We start from the raw sequence: 18358 nt of genomic DNA on the forward strand, positions 1-18358 counted from the left end.
GCAATCAGTTCTACTTCGAACTTCAGGTTGTCGCCAGGCATTACCATTTCAACGCCTTCTGGCAGTTGAACGGCACCGGTTACGTCAGTTGTACGGAAGTAGAACTGTGGACGGTAACCTTTGAAGAATGGAGTGTGACGACCGCCTTCATCTTTAGACAGTACGTATACTTCCGCTTCAAACTTGGTGTGTGGAGTGATTGAACCAGGCTTAGCCAGTACTTGTCCACGCTCTACGTCATCACGCTTAGTACCACGTAACAGAACACCAACGTTCTCACCTGCACGACCTTCGTCAAGCAGCTTACGGAACATTTCAACACCAGTACAAGTCGTCTTGGTAGTATCTTTGATACCAACGATTTCTACTTCTTCACCTACTTTAACGATACCTTGCTCAACACGACCAGTTACAACAGTACCACGGCCTGAGATTGAGAATACGTCTTCGATTGGCAGGATGAACGGCTTATCGATGTCACGCTCTGGCTCTGGGATGTAGCTGTCTAAAGCTTCGCCCAGCTCGATGATTTTCTTTTCCCATTCTGCGTCGCCTTCAAGGGCTTTCAGTGCAGAACCCTGGATTACTGGCAGGTCATCACCTGGGAAATCGTACTCTGATAACAGTTCACGAACTTCCATTTCTACCAGCTCAAGCAGCTCTTCGTCATCTACCATGTCACATTTGTTCATGAATACGATGATGTAAGGGATACCAACCTGACGACCAAGCAGGATGTGCTCACGAGTCTGAGGCATAGGACCATCAGTCGCAGCAACTACCAGAATACCACCGTCCATCTGTGCAGCACCGGTGATCATGTTTTTAACATAGTCAGCGTGTCCTGGGCAGTCTACGTGTGCGTAGTGACGAGTAGGAGTGTCATACTCTACGTGTGAAGTAGAGATGGTGATACCACGTGCTTTTTCTTCTGGCGCGTTATCGATTTGATCGAACGCTTGAGCAGAACCGCCGTAAGTCTTAGACAATACGGTAGTGATTGCTGCAGTCAGAGTGGTTTTACCGTGGTCAACGTGGCCGATAGTACCCACGTTTACATGGGGTTTCGACCGTTCAAACTTTTCTTTTGCCATTTTTCTCGTTTCCTAAGTTAAAAGTCCGCTCCAATAGCAGACCGGACCGAACCTTCAAATTTATTAGCTTCGTGATTCAATGATTGCTTTCGCCACGTTATTAGGCGCTTCAGCATAGTTGAAGAACTCCATTGAATAGGAGGCGCGCCCCTGCGTAGCAGAACGCAGGTCAGTAGCATAACCGAACATCTCGGAAAGTGGCACCTTTGCCCGTACAATTTTTATACCGGCCACACCGTCTTCCATACCTTCAATCATACCACGGCGGCGATTCAGGTCGCCAACGACATCACCCATCCAGTCTTCCGGAGTGGTTACTTCAACGTTCATTGTGGGCTCAAGCAATACCGGGTTCGCCTCAGCGGCCCCTTTCTTAAAGCCCATTGAACCGGCGATCTTAAACGCCATTTCAGAAGAGTCAACATCATGGTAAGAACCGTCGAACAAAGTTACCTTTACATCGAGAACCGGGTAACCTGCCAGCACACCATTTTGCATTTGCTCCTGAATGCCTTTGTCCACCGAAGGAATAAACTCTTTAGGGATAACGCCGCCAACAATCTCGTTCACGAACTCGTACCCAGCGCCTTCTTCATTCGGCTCTATGCGCAGCCAGACGTGACCAAACTGGCCGCGACCGCCCGACTGACGGACAAACTTGCCTTCGACTTCCACTTGCTTGCGGATAGTCTCGCGGTAAGCCACTTGTGGGTTACCAACGTTACATTCAACTTTAAACTCCCGCTTCATGCGGTCGACAATGATATCCAAGTGTAGCTCACCCATGCCGGAAATGATGGTTTGTCCGGTCTCATCGTCGGTTTTAACGCGGAACGACGGATCTTCAGCAGCCAGCTTACTCAGGGCAATACCCATTTTCTCCTGATCGGCGGTTGATTTTGGCTCTACCGCAATCGAAATAACCGGGTCAGGGAATTCCATTCGTTCCAGTGTGATCACGTTGTTTGGATCGCACAGCGTATCGCCGGTAGTAACATCTTTCATGCCGATAGCGGCCGCGATGTCACCCGCGCGTACTTCTTTTAATTCTTCACGGTCTTTCGAGTGCATCTGCACAATACGACCAAAGCGTTCCCGCTTACCTTTAACCGGGTTAAACACGGTATCGCCGGTGTTTACCACACCAGAGTAACAGCGGAAGAACGTTAAAGTACCCACGAATGGGTCAGTGGCAATCTTAAACGCCAGCGCCGAGAACGGCTCATCATCGTCAGCATGACGCTCGCCTTCGCTCTCATCAGGTAAAATACCTTTGATGGCCGGCACATCGATAGGTGCTGGTAAGTAGCGAACCACAGCATCAAGTACTGCCTGAACGCCTTTGTTTTTAAATGCACTACCACAGGTTGCTAACACAATTTCATTGTTTAGCGTACGAATGCGCAGACCTTCGTGAATTTCATCTTCAGTCAGTTCTCCGCCTTCTAAATACTTGTCCATTAACTCGTCGGTCGCTTCGGCAGCCGCTTCGATCATCTCACTGCGGTATTGCTCTGCTTTGTCCAACAGATCAGCCGGAATGTCTTCGTAAGTAAAGGTCATGCCTTTATCTTCTGCATTCCAGTTAATGGATTTCATTTTAATCAGGTCAATCACGCCGCTGAACTCTTCCTCAGCACCGATATTAAGCTGAATTGGCACGCAGTTAGCGCCCAAACGCTTACGGATCTGACCAACAACCCGCTCAAAATCCGCCCCGGCACGGTCCATCTTATTAACGAAGACCATGCGCGGAACGTGATATTTATCCGCTTGTCGCCAAACGGTTTCTGATTGAGGCTCAACCCCGGAAGACCCACAAAATACAACTACCGCGCCGTCCAGAACACGTAATGAACGCTCTACCTCAATGGTAAAGTCAACGTGTCCGGGGGTGTCGATAATATTGATGCGATGCTGATCAAACTGTTGCTGCATCCCGGCCCAGAAACAGGTAGTCGCTGCGGAAGTAATAGTAATTCCACGCTCTTGTTCCTGTTCCATCCAGTCCATGGTTGCTGCACCATCATGCACTTCACCAATTTTATGCGATAACCCGGTATAGAACAGCACGCGCTCGGTTGTTGTGGTTTTACCCGCATCAACATGCGCAACAATGCCTATATTCCGATAGCGATCAATTGGGGTCTTACGCGACATACATCTCTCTCAGTTAAACGTTGATTACCAACGATAGTGTGCGAACGCTTTGTTCGCTTCGGCCATACGGTGAACGTCTTCACGTTTCTTAACCGCTGAACCTTTGTTGTCAGCTGCATCTAACATTTCGGCTGCAAGGCGTTGAGCCATTGACTTTTCGCCACGTTTACGTGCCGCTTCTACCATCCAACGCATACCCAGTGCATTACGACGAACAGGACGAACTTCTACTGGAACCTGGTAAGTTGAACCACCAACGCGGCGAGACTTAACCTCTACAGTAGGACGAATGTTGTCCAGAGCTTCTTCGAATACATCTAAGTGTGCTTTGCCGGTTTTTTCAGCAACAATATCAAGCGCACCGTAAACGATTTTTTCTGCAATCGATTTCTTGCCGTCGAGCATTACGACATTCATGAACTTAGCAAGCAGCTGTGAACCAAATTTTGGTTCTGGTAGGATTTTACGTTGACCTACGACTCTTCTTCTTGGCATCTTTTATTCTCCGTGGAATTCAGGGATAACCCAAAACTCAATTAATTCAGTTTGGCCTTACTAACGGAGAACCGTTAAGACTTGGGCCGCTTGGCGCCGTACTTAGAACGGGCCTGTTTACGATCGTTTACGCCGGCGCAGTCAAGAGTACCGCGAACAGTGTGATAACGAACACCTGGCAGATCTTTTACACGACCGCCACGAATAAGAACAACACTGTGCTCCTGCAGGTTGTGGCCTTCACCACCGATGTATGAAGAAACTTCAAAACCGTTGGTTAAACGCACACGACATACTTTACGTAGTGCTGAGTTTGGTTTCTTAGGCGTAGTAGTATATACACGAGTACATACACCACGTCTTTGCGGACAAGCTTGCAGGGCAGCAACGTTGCTTTTCTCAACGGGCTTTCTGCGTGGCTTGCGCACTAACTGGTTAACTGTTGCCATTAACTAGCTCCTGATTAAAAACTACAAAAACCCGGGCCTTTGTCCGGGTCGATTATTTACGACTTTCACATCGTTGTCAGACCGTATGCTCGTTACGATCCTGATGACTTTGAATCTAAAAACCGTGCCCTGCCTGGGCGGCTTAAAAGCCTGCTACCATTTTTGGGTCGCGGAATATTAAAGATCAATACCTGTGCTGTCAAGATGTACAAAGGTTAACCACAGAATAAACCGGTATTTAGCCTGTACAGATGACAAAATGGGGCACTACCTTGCGGTAGTGCCCCAATCTCTTGCTTAAGCGCTTATTCGTCTGATGATGACTCGTCAGATGATACTTCAGCGTTTAACGCTTCGGTCAGTGCTTGTTCTGCTTCAGCAGCAGACACTGACAGTTCAGCGATTTCTTCATGGCGACGCTGCGCACGTTTTTCGTGATAAGCGAAACCGGTACCGGCTGGGATCAGACGGCCAACGATGACGTTTTCTTTCAGACCACGTAAATCGTCTTCTTTGCCCTGAACCGCTGCTTCGGTCAGTACGCGGGTTGTTTCCTGGAACGATGCTGCAGAGATGAAAGACTCTGTAGACAGCGACGCTTTGGTGATACCCAGTAACTGGATTTCATACAGCGCAGGCAGTTTGCCTTGTTTTTCCATTTCACGGTTTGCGATCTTAACCGCAGCCACTTCAACCTGCTCGCCTTCCAGGAATTGTGTATCGCCCGGAGCAGTGATCACACACTTACGCAGCATCTGGCGGATAACAACCTCGATGTGCTTATCGTTAATTTTTACCCCCTGCAGACGGTAAACTTCCTGAACTTCGTTCACGATGTAGTTAGATACCGCGCTCACGCCACGCAGACGTAAGATGTCATGTGGTGACTCAGGACCGTCAGCGATAACTTCGCCTTTTTCAACGTTTTCACCTTCGAACACGTTAAGCTGACGCCACTTCGGAATCATCTCCTCGTATGGGTCGCCATCTTTCGGTGTGATAACCAGACGTTTCTTACCTTTGGTTTCTTTACCGAAACCAATGGAGCCTGATACTTCCGCCAGGATAGCTGGTTCTTTCGGCTTACGCGCTTCGAACAAGTCAGCAACCCGTGGCAGACCACCGGTGATGTCACGTGTTTTCGAGCTTTCCTGAGGAATACGTGCCAGCACGTCACCTTCGTTAGCCATTTTACCGTCAGCCGCTTCGATGGTGGTGAAGCTTGGCAGGCGGATTTCTTGCAGACCGAACTCGTCGCTCTCCAGAATCAGCTTAGGCTCTTTTGCGTTAACCTTAGACAGGTCTTTTACCACCACACGGGTCAGACCGGTCAGTTCATCCTGCTGCATCTCGGTGTTTGAGTCATCGATATCAGCAAATGAGATCTTCGATGCACGCTCAACGATGATTGGGTGACTATGCGGATCCCAGTTAGCCACTACGTCGCCAGCCTGTACTGCCGCACCGTCATCAACGGTTAAGGTTGCACCGTAAGGTACTTTATAACGTTCTTTCTCACGGCCTTGCTCGTCGGTCATGGTCAGTTCGGTTGAACGTGACACGATAACAAGTTTGCCGTCGGTGTTACGTACGTACTTAGCATTGTGCAGTTTAAGGTTACCGGCCGTTTTGACCTGTACGCTGTTTTCTGCAGACGCTCGCGATGCCGCACCACCAATGTGGAAGGTACGCATGGTCAGCTGTGTACCCGGCTCACCGATTGACTGAGCAGCGATAACACCAACAGACTCACCTTTACCAACCATATGACCGCGAGCCAGGTCACGACCGTAACAGTTTGCACAGACACCGAAGTCATTGTCACAAGTGATTACAGAACGTACTTTTACCTGGTCAACAGAGTTAGCTTCAAGTAAGTCAACTAATGCTTCGTCCAGCAGCGTGTTACGCTCAAGCAGGACTTCTTCAGTACCCGGAATGTAAACATCTTCTGCTACCACACGACCAAGCACTCGTTCACGCAGAGGCTCAACAACGTCACCACCTTCAATCAGTGGCGTCATCAGTACACCTTCGTACGTGCCACAGTCTGAGTTAGTGATAACCAGATCCTGGGCTACGTCAACCAGACGACGAGTCAGGTAACCCGAGTTGGCTGTCTTAAGTGCAGTATCGGCAAGACCTTTTCGAGCACCGTGAGTTGAGATGAAGTACTGTAGTACGTTCAGACCTTCACGGAAGTTAGCCGTGATTGGCGTTTCGATGATTGAGCCATCCGGCTTAGCCATCAAACCACGCATACCCGCCAACTGACGAATCTGTGCCGCACTACCACGAGCACCGGAGTCGGCCATCATGTAAACAGAGTTAAATGAGGCTTGCTCTTCTTCTTCGCCGTCTTTGTTAAGCACTACGTCGGTTTTCAGGTTATCCATCATGGCCTTGGCAACTTTTTCGTTGGCATTTGACCAGATATCGATAACTTTGTTGTAGCGCTCACCGGCTGTTACAAGACCGCTTTGGAACTGTTCCTGGATCTCGATAACTTCCGCTTCAGCAGCGTCGATAATTTCTTTCTTGGCATCCGGGATAACCATATCGTCGATACCAACAGACGCACCCGCGATCATCGCATAGTGGAAACCGGTATACATGATTTGGTCAGCCGCAATAACGGTGTCTTTCAGACCCAGACGACGATAACAGGCGTTAAGCAGACCAGAGATTTGCTTTTTACCCATTGCCTGGTTGATCAGCTCAAAAGGCAGACCTTTTGGCAGGATCAGAGAGAAAATCGCACGACCAACCGTGGTATCGGTCAGGGTCACTTTCTCAGTTTTGGCGCCATCTTCCGCTACGTCGTATTCAGTGATACGAACCTTAACGCGCGAGTGCAGTTCCGCATTACCGGTACGGTAGGCTTTTTCTGCTTCGTGCGGGCTGGTAAATACCATGCCTTCGCCCTGACCGTTAACTTTGTCACGGGTCAGGTAATACAGACCCAATACAACGTCCTGTGAAGGTACGATGATTGGCTCACCGTTCGCTGGCGACAGAATGTTATTGGTCGACATCATCAGCGAGCGGGCTTCTAACTGGGCTTCAATGGTCAGTGGTACGTGTACCGCCATTTGGTCACCGTCGAAGTCAGCGTTATAGGCCGCACACACCAGTGGGTGTAATTGGATCGCTTTACCTTCGATAAGGGTCGGTTCAAACGCCTGGATACCCAGACGGTGAAGCGTTGGTGCACGGTTCAGCAGTACCGGGTGTTCGCGGATAACTTCATCCAGAACGTCCCATACTTCCGGTGCTTCGCGCTCTACCAGCTTCTTAGCCGCTTTAATGGTAGTGGCTAAACCACGACCTTCTAATTTGCCGTAGATAAATGGCTTGAACAGCTCAAGTGCCATTTTCTTAGGCAGACCACACTGGTGCAGACGCAGTGTAGGGCCAACGGTAATTACAGAACGGCCTGAGTAGTCAACACGCTTACCCAACAGGTTCTGACGGAAACGACCCTGCTTACCTTTAATCATATCGGCAAGTGATTTCAGAGGACGCTTGTTAGAACCAGTGATAGCGCGGCCACGACGACCGTTATCCAGCAGTGCATCTACCGCTTCCTGCAGCATACGTTTTTCGTTACGTACGATGATGTCAGGCGCCGCCAGGTCAAGAAGACGCTTCAGACGGTTGTTACGGTTGATAACACGACGGTATAAATCGTTCAGATCAGACGTTGCAAAACGGCCGCCGTCCAGTGGTACCAGAGGACGTAAGTCCGGTGGCAGAACTGGCAGCACGGTCATGATCATCCACTCTGGCTTGTTGCCAGACTGTTGGAATGATTCCAGCAGTTTTAAACGCTTGGTGATCTTCTTACGCTTGGTTTCTGAGTTGATTGACGGCAGCTCTTCACGCATTGCAGCAACGTCAGCATCAACATCCAGGTGCTTAAGCAGATCGAATACGGCTTCGGCGCCCATCTTGGCTTCGAACTCGTCACCGTGCTCTTCTAACGCATCCAGATACTCTTCTTCGCTCAGCAGTTGGCTGCGCTCAAGGGTAGTCATGCCTGGCTCTGTAACAACGAAAGATTCGAAGTACAGTACACGCTCGATATCACGCAGAGTCATATCCAGCATCAGACCGATACGAGACGGCAGAGATTTCAGGAACCAGATGTGGGCAACTGGGCTGGCCAGTTCAATGTGACCCATACGCTCACGACGAACTTTAGTCAGGGTAACTTCTACGCCACACTTTTCACAGATAACACCACGGTGCTTCAGGCGCTTGTACTTACCGCACAGACACTCATAGTCTTTTACGGGACCAAAGATACGCGCACAAAACAGACCGTCACGCTCAGGCTTGAACGTACGGTAGTTGATGGTCTCAGGTTTCTTAACTTCACCAAAAGACCATGAACGGATCATGTCTGGTGAGGCAAGACCAATGCGAATATTATCGAATTCTTCAGTCTTGTTTTGTTGTTTTAGAAACTTTAATAAGTCTTTCACAAATACTCTCCCGGCGGAGTCAGTCTCTATGGCCCGGTTACCCGGGCCAACTCAATCAATTATGGCAACAAACGGCCCGCTTAGTTTTCTTCCAGCTCGATATTAATACCGAGTGAACGGATTTCTTTAAGCAGTACGTTGAAGGACTCAGGCATACCTGGTTCCATTCTGTGATCGCCATCAACGATGTTCTTGTACATTTTGGTACGGCCGTTAACGTCATCCGACTTAACCGTCAGCATTTCCTGCAGGGTGTAAGCGGCACCGTATGCTTCCAGTGCCCACACTTCCATCTCACCGAAGCGCTGACCACCGAATTGTGCTTTACCACCCAGCGGTTGCTGAGTAACCAGGCTGTAAGAACCGGTTGAACGCGCGTGCATCTTGTCGTCAACCAAGTGGTTCAGTTTCAGCATGTACATGTAACCAACGGTAACCGGACGTTCGAATTCACGACCCGTACGACCATCAAACAGGGTAATTTGCCCGCTCTCTGGAATATCCGCCAGTTTTAACATCTCTTTGATTTCAGCTTCACGTGCGCCGTCGAATACTGGTGTTGCTACCGGTACACCCTTACGCAGGTTGTCGGCTAAACGCAGTACTTCGTGGTCGGTAAAGGTGCTGATATCGACCTGTTTCGGGTTGTCACCCAAATCGTACACCTCTTGCAGGAAGCCACGCAGTTTCTGCATTTCTTCTTGCTCTTTAAGCATACGGTCGATCTTCACGCCCAGACCGTGCGCAGCCATACCTAAGTGCGTTTCAAGGATCTGACCGATGTTCATCCGCGACGGTACACCCAGTGGGTTAAGTACGATGTCTACCGGCGTACCGTTTTCATCGTATGGCATATCTTCTACCGGGATTACGGTAGAGATAACACCTTTGTTACCGTGACGACCAGCCATCTTGTCACCAGGCTGGATGTGACGTTTAACAGCCAGGTAGACCTTAACGATCTTCAGTACGCCTGGTGCCAGGTCATCGCCTTGAGTGATCTTGCGACGCTTAACTTCAAATTTCTTATCGAAATCAGCTTTGATTTCGTCGTGCTGGGCACCGATTTGGTCTAAATCACTCTGCAGATCAGCATCTGACAGTGGGATATCGAACCATTTCTCACGCGGCATGCTGTCCAGTTTACCCTGGTCTACGCCTGCTTTGAGCAGCAGGTTTGCTGCACGTGCGAAGATACCGTCGGCCAGGATATTGAATTCGTCAGACAGGTCTTTCTTAACCTGACGTAACTGCATGTCTTCAATTTCCAGGGCACGCTTGTCTTTTTCTACGCCATCACGGGTAAATACCTGAACGTCGATAACCGTACCGTGTACAGAGTTTGGTACACGTAATGAGGTATCTTTCACGTCAGACGCTTTTTCACCAAAGATAGCACGGAGTAGCTTTTCTTCTGGGGTCAGCTGAGTTTCGCCTTTAGGCGTTACTTTACCTACCAGAATGTCACCGCCCTTCACTTCTGCACCGATGTATACAACACCAGATTCATCCAGCTTGCTCAGCGCAGACTCACCGACGTTTGGAATATCAGAAGAAATTTCTTCTGGCCCCAACTTGGTGTCACGAGCGATACAGCTCAGTTCCTGAATGTGGATCGTTGTAAAACGGTCTTCCTGCGCAACACGCTCAGAGATCAGGATCGAGTCTTCGAAGTTATAACCGTTCCAAGGCATGAACGCGATACGCATATTCTGACCAAGGGCCAGATCACCTAAGTCCGTTGACGGACCGTCAGCCAGTACGTCGCCTGCTACAATCGGGTCACCGACGCTACAGGTTGGACGCTGATTAATACAGGTGTTCTGGTTAGAACGGGTGTATTTGTTCAGGTTGTAGATGTCGATACCGGCTTCACCAGCAAACATTTCATCTTCATCAACCTTCACCACGATACGGCTGGCGTCAACATAGTCGATAACACCACCACGCTTGGCAACTACGGTTACACCGGAGTCAACAGCGATGGTTTTTTCCATACCGGTACCAACCAGCGGCTTATCAGCACGCAGTGTAGGTACTGCCTGACGTTGCATGTTGGCACCCATCAAGGCACGGTTAGCATCATCGTGTTCCAGGAACGGGATAATGCTGGCAGCAATAGATACGATCTGCTGTGGTGAAACGTCCATATATTTGATGTCTTCTTTTGGCATCAAAGTGGTTTCACCGCGGTGACGACAAGGGATCAGGTCGTCCAGCAGTTCCATGTTTTCAGTCAGTGCTACGTTTGCCTGAGCAATAGCGAACTGACCTTCTTCAATCGCTGATAAGTAATCGATTTCATCGGTTACCACACCGTCAACGATGCGACGGAAAGGTGTTTCAAGGAAACCAAAGTCATTGGTACGGGCAAAGCTCGCCAATGAGTTAATCAGACCGATGTTCGGACCTTCAGGAGTTTCGATTGGACACAGACGACCGTAGTGCGTCGGGTGTACGTCTCGAACCTCAAAGCCTGCACGTTCACGAGTCAGACCACCCGGGCCTAAGGCAGAAATACGACGCTTATGCGTTACTTCTGACAGCGGGTTGTTCTGGTCCATAAACTGAGACAGCTGTGAAGAACCGAAGAATTCTTTAACCGCTGCTGAGATAGGCTTAGCGTTGATCAGATCCTGTGGCATAACGTTGTCCAGGTCACCCAGAGACAGACGTTCTTTTACAGCACGTTCAACACGAACCAGACCTACGCGGAACTGGTTTTCGGCCATTTCGCCAACAGAACGGATACGACGGTTACCTAAGTGGTCGATATCGTCCACTTCGTCTTTACCGTCACGGATCAGGATAAGCTGTTTCATTACATCGATGATGTCTTGCTTATCCAGAGTACCTGAACCTACCAGCTCCTCACGACCTAAACGGCGGTTGAACTTCATACGACCAACCGAAGACAGATCGTAACGTTCGTCAGAGAAGAACAGATTATCGAACAGCGTTTCAGCAGCGTCTTTTGTAGGTGGTTCACCAGGACGCATCATGCGGTAGATTTCTACCAGTGCTTCCAGGCGATTTGTTGAGCTGTCGATACGCAGCGTATCAGAAATATATGAACCGTGATCCAGTTCGTTAATGTACAGCGTGGTGAACTCTTTGATACCCGCCTGGCTTAATGCAGCCAGCGATTCCAGGGTCACTTCGTCGTTAGCATTAACCAGCACTTCACCAGTGTCTTCGTTAATGTAAGTCTCGCCATACACACGGCCAGCCAGATACTCAACCGGTACTTCCAGCTCAGTTACACCGGCTTTTTCTAAAGCACGGGTGTGACGGGCAGAGATACGACGGCCGGTTTCAACCAACACATTGCCTTCGCCATCAAGGATGTCGAATTGAGCCGTTTCACCGCGCAGGCGATCAGGAACGACTTCCATCAGCATCTTGTTATCAGCAATTCGCACCTGGATTTTGTCGAAGAAGGTATCAAGGATCTCTTCCGTGGTCATTTCCAGTGCGCGTAAGATAATGGTTGCAGGCAGCTTACGGCGACGGTCGATACGCACAAACAGGTTATCTTTCGGGTCAAACTCGAAGTCTAACCACGAACCACGGTAAGGAATTACGCGTGCGTTGTAGAGAACTTTACCTGAAGAGTGCGTTTTACCTTTGTCGTGATCATAGAACACGCCAGGAGAACGGTGCAGCTGAGAAACGATAACACGCTCGGTACCATTAATGACGAACGTACCGTTCTCTGTCATTAACGGGATCTCACCCATGTACACTTCTTGTTCTTTAATGTCTTTTACAGTACCAGGTGCTGCTTCTTTATCGAATAATACCAGGCGCAGTTTCACTCTTAACGGCGCGGAGAAGGTTACGCCTCGGATTTGACATTCTTTAACGTCAAATACCGGCTCGCCAAGGCGATAACTTACATATTGTAATTCTGAATTGCCAGAGTAACTTTTAATTGGAAACACAGAGCGGAATGCTGCTTCCAAACCATATTGACCATCTACATCGATATCAATAAATTTCTTGAAAGAATCTAGCTGGATTGAAAGAAGGTATGGAATTTCCAATACCTGTGGGCGTTTGCCAAAATCCTTACGGATACGTTTCTTTTCGCTATAAGAGTAAACCATGGGTTCCTCAGCCTGCTGATTTTAGACCCAACCTGTTGCCGTAATACACGTCGACAACAAACTTCCAGTACCCTTTCACAGGGAACAATCAGATAGCATACAACAAAAATTAGCCAATTTTTAGTTAACTTGTTGGTTTATTGCTAAATAAATTATTCTCGGTGGTGGCGCATGATGTGTACAGACAAGGGTAATAAACCGTACACCCTACAGCGCAAAAAGGCTGGTGGTCAAAAAAACCACCAGCCTGTGCCATTTCTGGCAAGCAATCTGCTAGTGCAGATTACTTGATTTCAACTTCTGCACCAGCTTCTTCAAGCTCTTTCTTCAGTGCTTCAGCTTCTTCTTTGCTTACGCCTTCTTTGATAGCTTTAGGAGCAGATTCAACTACTTCTTTCGCTTCTTTCAGACCTAAGCCAGTCGCGCCGCGAACTGCTTTGATTACTGCAACTTTGTTGCCACCGAATGAAGTCATTACAACGTCAAATTCAGTTTTCTCTTCTGCAGCAGCAGCGTCACCGCCAGCAGCTGGACCTGCAACAGCAACAGCTGCAGCAGCAGATACGTTGAATTTTTCTTCAGCTGCTTCGATCAGTTCAACCAGTTCCATTACTGGCATTTCAGCGATCGCGTTTAAGATATCTTCTTTAGTTAGAGCCATTTTCTCTAAACTCCTGGGATTAAAATGTTAAAAAAATCAATATGCCAAAAACGCCAATTACTTGGTGTCTTTGACCGCCGCCAATACGCGCACAAACTTGCCAGGAACTTCGTTGATAGTACGAACGAATTTCTCGGCTGGTGCTTTGAAGGTTGCAAGTAGTTTTGCAAGCGCTTCGTCGCGGGTAGGCAGAGACGCCACTGCATCCAGTTTTTCTGGACCAAGCAGACCACTACCAATTGAAAGTGCAGTAACTTTCAGCTTGTCGTTGGTTTTACCGAAGTCTTTGAAAAGACGTGCTGCACCGCCAGGTGCATCGATAGAGAAACCATAGATAAGCGGGCCAGTTAAGGCGCTTTCTAAATCTGAAAATTTGCTATCTGCTAACGCACGTTTTGCCAGAGTATTACGTACAACCTTCAGGTATACGCCTTGCTCACGGGCTTTAACGCGCAGGTCAGTCAGATCTGCAACTTCCATCCCACGGTATTCAGCAACGGCTACGGATAGAGCGCGAGATGCAACTTCGGAAACCTCTGCTACGATCTCTTTTTTTGCTGCTAAACCTAGTGCCACTGAGTTCACCTCTTAAAATCTGATTAAGTAAAAGCAACTACCTAATCAGGGTTCACAGATTGATGACTTCACCAATTGAAGCCACCGCTCTACGGTGTTTCTTACCCCAGAGAGTCTGAGTTCAAACCACCGTCTGCGCAGGCTGGTTGATTAAGTAACGCATTAACGTAAAAGTTCTCTTACCTCTTTTACTGCGTCACGCCTGCGGTCTAGGACGGGAGCCAGTATTCGCTTAGCGATATAATGGCTCCAACCCAAAACCGAAGAGAATGCCGGTTAAAGTAACCAGCAAGGGGCATTACTGACCTACGGTCGCCTTATCAACAGAAACGCCGGCGCCCATAGTGGTGCTCAGACTAACTTTCTTGATGTAAGTACCTTTAGCAGAAGAAGGCTTAGCTTTCTTCAGAGCTTCCAGTAATGCTTCTAAGTTTTCCTGGATTTGATTTGCTTCAAAAGCAATCTTACCAATGCTGGCGTGGATGATACCGTTCTTATCGTTACGGTAGCGAACCTGACCAGCTTTAGCGTTTTTAACAGCAGTAGCAACGTCTGGCGTTACAGTACCAGTCTTAGGGTTAGGCATCAGGCCACGTGGACCTAAGATTTGACCTAACTGACCAACAACGCGCATTGCGTCAGGGCTGGCCACTACTACGTCAAAGTTCATTTCGCCTTTCTTAACCTGGTCAGCCAGGTCATCCATGCCAACGATGTCAGCACCGGCTTCTTTAGCCGCTTCAGCGTTTGCACCCTGAGTAAATACTGCAACGCGAACCTCTTTACCAGTTCCGTTTGGCAGTACAGTTGCACCGCGAACGTTTTGGTCAGATTTCTTAGCGTCGATACCCAGATTAATAGCAACGTCTACGCTTTCTGCAAAGTTGGCAGTAGCCAGTTCTTTTAACAGCGCAACTGCTTCAGCAATATCGTACTCTTTGGTTGCATCAACCTTGTCACGGATTAAACGTGCGCGTTTAGTTAATTTAGCCATTCGATTAACCCTCTACCTTCAAGCCCATTGAGCGAGCAGAACCCGCAATTGTACGTACTGCAGCGTCCAGGTCAGCAGCTGTCAGATCCGGCTCTTTAGTCTTGGCAATTTCTTCCAGTTGAGCACGGGTAACAGTACCCACTTTTTCAGTGTTAGGACGGCCAGAACCGCTCTTGATACCAGCCGCTTTTTTCAGCAGGTAAGAAGCAGGAGGCGTTTTGGTTTCGAATGTGAAAGAGCGGTCTTCGTATACAGTAATTTCTACTGGTACTGGAGCGCCTTTCTCAAGACTTTCAGTTTTTGCGTTGAAAGCCTTACAGAATTCCATGATGTTTACACCATGTTGACCAAGTGCTGGACCAACTGGTGGTGACGGGTTAGCAGCACCGGCTGCAACCTGTAGCTTAATTAAGCCTGTTACTTTTTTAGCCATTTTAAATGCTCTCGTTAGTGGGTCTGACGCCTCGCAGATATCGAGATTATCTGCTCAATCGGCTCCCCGGTTCCAATAAAAGGGGCGCGAATTATAGGCTAACAAATAGCCTGATGCAACCACTTATACAAATTACTTTTCGTATTGCTTATATAAAGCAAAAAGCCTTATCGCCATCTGGCGATAAGGCTTTGAAAGGATATTGCGGGTATTTAACCTTTCTCGACCTGGCTGAATTCCAGATCGACCGGTGTAGAACGACCAAAGATAAGTACCGACACTTTTACGCGGCTCTTTTCGTAGTCGACTTCTTCTACCACACCGTTGAAATCGGCAAATGGGCCATCGATAACGCGTACTACTTCGCCTGGCTCGAACAGTGTTTTCGGCTTCGGCTTATCAACAGACTCTTCCAGACGGTTAAGAATGGCATCGGCTTCACGCTGAGAAATCGGCATAGGGCGATCTGATGTACCGCCAATGAAACCTAATACGCGTGGCACACTTTTAACCAAGTGCCATGAGTCTTCGTTCATTTCCATCTCAACCAGTACGTAACCCGGGTAAAATTTACGCTCAGATTTACGCTTCTGGCCAGCACGCATTTCTACCACTTCTTCGGTCGGTACTAACACCTGACCAAAGTAGTCTTCCATGCCGTGCATTTTGATGTATTCAAGCAGGGTCTTCTTAACACGTGACTCGTACTGAGAATAAGCTTGTACAACGTACCAACGTTTCTTTGGTTTGTTTTCTTCTTCAGTCATGACTTATGCTCCAATACCAGTAATAAATCCAACTACCCAAACCAGAATCCCATCAAGGCCCCACAGAATAAGTGCAGCAATAACTGTCGCGGCAAGCACGATAAGGGTTGTTTGGTTCAATTCCTGACGCGATGGCCATACTACTTTGCGTACTTCCATGCGTGAATCTTTAGCAAATGTCAGAAATGCGCTGCCTTTAGCAGTAGTTGCGGCAATAAAGCCTGCAATCGCCACACCGGCTACGGCGCCAATGGCGCGATATAGTACTGACAACTCACCATACACATAGTTGGCTGTAATCACACCTGCCAGTAAGGCAAACACGATTAGCCACTTTAGTAAGTCCATTGGATTGGATGCATTTTCCGTTTTTTCGCTCATTTCACGACCCTAGCAATACGGCATATTTCAGTTGCCCGCAGTGAAAAAAATCACACGCGCAACCAGATTAATCTGGCAGGGGTGGAGGGATTTCCTCAGATACATCCTGTATCTGACCGCAAGCGGCGCAAGAGCGGTACAAATCGTTCCCGACGATTTGTCAAACCCCGATGGCGGTTCTCACCCTCCACCGTTTTGCTCTCCGACTGCACTTTTGGAATCAATCCATCCCGCACATTACAACTTTAAAAATTTGGCAGGGGTGGAGGGACTCGAACCCCCAACCATCGGTTTTGGAGACCGCTGTTCTACCAATTCGAACTACACCCCTATACTCTTCTTATTCGAAGACTAACAATCAGCTTATCGGCTGATTTTACTTACACTCACCTTGTGAAGTTATGACGTCTTTTAGAGAAAAAGTGCGGCTTCGCAAGGGAGGGACGCGTATTATACTCAACACACTCGCAGATACAAGCGCTTTGTTTGCCCTTACAGGCATCCACTCAGGCAGTAAAAATATGATGCTGTGTAGCCGTGAAATAATCACGGAACACCCGGTTAATCGCGGAGTTTTGACTAGCGCCTTTGATGCCAGTGTAAGGATAAATTGCCGTAATGGCCTGAGAAATATGCGCAACCGACATGCTCGCCTCCCGATGCACTTTAGTGACCAGCAGCTCAGTGAAAGTCACCTTTTCACTGACAACTTGTAAGCACTCTGTCGCCAGAGTTTCCACCATTTGATTGGCATGGGTAAGAGTTTCCTGCAATGGTCGCAAGTGGCTGGACGACACGAAATCACTGCTCAGTGCCAGAAAATGCTCTGCCATACCAATGTAATTTACCCACAGGGTAAGGTCGGCAAACACGCTAAAGTTAAGCTGGTAAATGGCCTGAGGCAAAAAGACTGTTTCATAATGGAAACCCTGACGCTCGGTTACGTCCACATCCTGCACCGTAAAACTATGGGTGGCGGTTGCGACCAGCCCCATGGTTTGCCAGTCGTATGTCACGTCCACTTGTTCTGCCGGCACCACAAAGGAAGAAAATTTCGGCTCCCCCTGTTGATCATTGAGCACCTTACCATTATCCAGCAAGCGGGCGTTTAGCGTAAAGTGGGTTAAGTAGGGAGCTCCCGTGGCATATCGCCACTGCCCATTCAGACGATAGCCTGATGCCGTTTTACAGGCATCACCAAATAATCCGCCGCTGCCACCCAGAATAACGCGATTACCTATAAACAGTTCAGCGGCAAACTCTGGTTTTAAGTTCCCAATAAAGTAATTAGCCCCTGCGCACAGAGTGACTGTCCAGCCCAGACTGCCGTCTGTTCTTGCTAAGGATTGCAAGGTTCTGAGGCCGTCGAGCAGTTCTGCCTCAAGCCCGCCGAAGTCCCTTGGCACCCATAAATTCCACAAATTATGGTCATCTATCCAGTTAAGGGTTGTGACAGACAGTTGACGGTCTTCGACGATTTCAGGTAGCGCTGATAAAGGCATAGAAGTGTAATTGTTTCGGCGATTTATTTTCCGCCATTATAAAGGCTCAGGGGAAAATCATGAAACCTCCTTGCGCCGTAATCACCGATAATTAAAACGCCCCTCATACCTTTTAGTCCGTGAACAGGCTTGCGATTTCATGATGTTGTCTTATCACAGCACTAATTTATCGTTTTGTATACACCTGAAAATTGAACTTGACTTACGTTTAGTCTTCGTACTGTTCAGGCTACAGAAGCCCACGCTTGCA

Annotated in this window: 13 protein-coding genes and 1 tRNA gene; all 14 read right to left on the reverse strand. The window is 48.4% G+C overall.

Annotated elements, in window-relative coordinates:
- Window positions 1-1094 (reverse strand): elongation factor Tu (gene tuf / locus C6Y40_RS15225; protein ID WP_105933368.1); only part of this gene is annotated, 1094 nt, incomplete at its 3' end.
- Between the two features lie 63 nt (window positions 1095-1157).
- Window positions 1158-3254: an elongation factor G gene (gene fusA / locus C6Y40_RS15230; protein WP_105935315.1), complete on the reverse strand. Its 2097-nt coding sequence runs from the start codon at window positions 3252-3254 to the stop codon at window positions 1158-1160.
- Window positions 3255-3278: 24 nt separating this feature from the next.
- Entirely contained in the window at window positions 3279-3749 is a 471-nt protein-coding gene (gene rpsG, locus C6Y40_RS15235; RefSeq protein WP_070178456.1) for a 30S ribosomal protein S7, read from the reverse strand.
- A gap of 74 nt (window positions 3750-3823) precedes the next feature.
- A complete protein-coding gene (gene rpsL, locus C6Y40_RS15240; protein ID WP_071980814.1) occupies window positions 3824-4198 on the reverse strand; it encodes a 30S ribosomal protein S12 in 375 nt (124 codons plus the stop codon).
- A 305-nt stretch (window positions 4199-4503) separates the two neighbouring features.
- A complete protein-coding gene (gene rpoC / locus C6Y40_RS15245; protein ID WP_105935316.1) occupies window positions 4504-8685 on the reverse strand; it encodes a DNA-directed RNA polymerase subunit beta' in 4182 nt (1393 codons plus the stop codon).
- A gap of 80 nt (window positions 8686-8765) precedes the next feature.
- On the reverse strand, window positions 8766-12794 hold the full coding sequence (rpoB, locus tag C6Y40_RS15250; protein WP_105935317.1) for a DNA-directed RNA polymerase subunit beta: 4029 nt from the start codon (window positions 12792-12794) through the stop codon (window positions 8766-8768).
- 283 nt (window positions 12795-13077) lie between these two features.
- Window positions 13078-13455, reverse strand: a complete 378-nt coding sequence (gene rplL, locus C6Y40_RS15255) for a 50S ribosomal protein L7/L12 (RefSeq protein ID WP_105935318.1) — start codon at window positions 13453-13455, stop codon at window positions 13078-13080.
- A 57-nt stretch (window positions 13456-13512) separates the two neighbouring features.
- On the reverse strand, window positions 13513-14031 hold the full coding sequence (gene rplJ, locus C6Y40_RS15260; protein ID WP_105935319.1) for a 50S ribosomal protein L10: 519 nt from the start codon (window positions 14029-14031) through the stop codon (window positions 13513-13515).
- Between the two features lie 298 nt (window positions 14032-14329).
- Complete coding sequence (gene rplA, locus C6Y40_RS15265) at window positions 14330-15025, reverse strand: 50S ribosomal protein L1 (protein WP_105935320.1); 696 nt, start codon at window positions 15023-15025, stop codon at window positions 14330-14332.
- Window positions 15026-15029: 4 nt separating this feature from the next.
- Complete coding sequence (gene rplK, locus C6Y40_RS15270) at window positions 15030-15458, reverse strand: 50S ribosomal protein L11 (RefSeq protein ID WP_073316563.1); 429 nt, start codon at window positions 15456-15458, stop codon at window positions 15030-15032.
- A gap of 212 nt (window positions 15459-15670) precedes the next feature.
- Complete coding sequence (gene nusG / locus C6Y40_RS15275) at window positions 15671-16225, reverse strand: transcription termination/antitermination protein NusG (RefSeq protein ID WP_105935321.1); 555 nt, start codon at window positions 16223-16225, stop codon at window positions 15671-15673.
- Between the two features lie 3 nt (window positions 16226-16228).
- On the reverse strand, window positions 16229-16606 hold the full coding sequence (secE, locus tag C6Y40_RS15280) for a preprotein translocase subunit SecE (RefSeq protein WP_105935322.1): 378 nt from the start codon (window positions 16604-16606) through the stop codon (window positions 16229-16231).
- A 254-nt stretch (window positions 16607-16860) separates the two neighbouring features.
- Window positions 16861-16937, reverse strand: a tRNA-Trp gene (locus C6Y40_RS15285).
- 175 nt (window positions 16938-17112) lie between these two features.
- Window positions 17113-18108, reverse strand: coding sequence for an acyl-CoA dehydrogenase family protein (locus C6Y40_RS15290; RefSeq protein WP_105935323.1), 996 nt, complete (start codon window positions 18106-18108; stop codon window positions 17113-17115).
- Window positions 18109-18358: the final 250 nt, after the last annotated feature.

It is taken from the genome of Marisediminitalea alba, from assembly GCF_002993365.1.
Classification (GTDB): Bacteria; Pseudomonadota; Gammaproteobacteria; order Enterobacterales; family Alteromonadaceae; genus Alteromonas; species Alteromonas alba.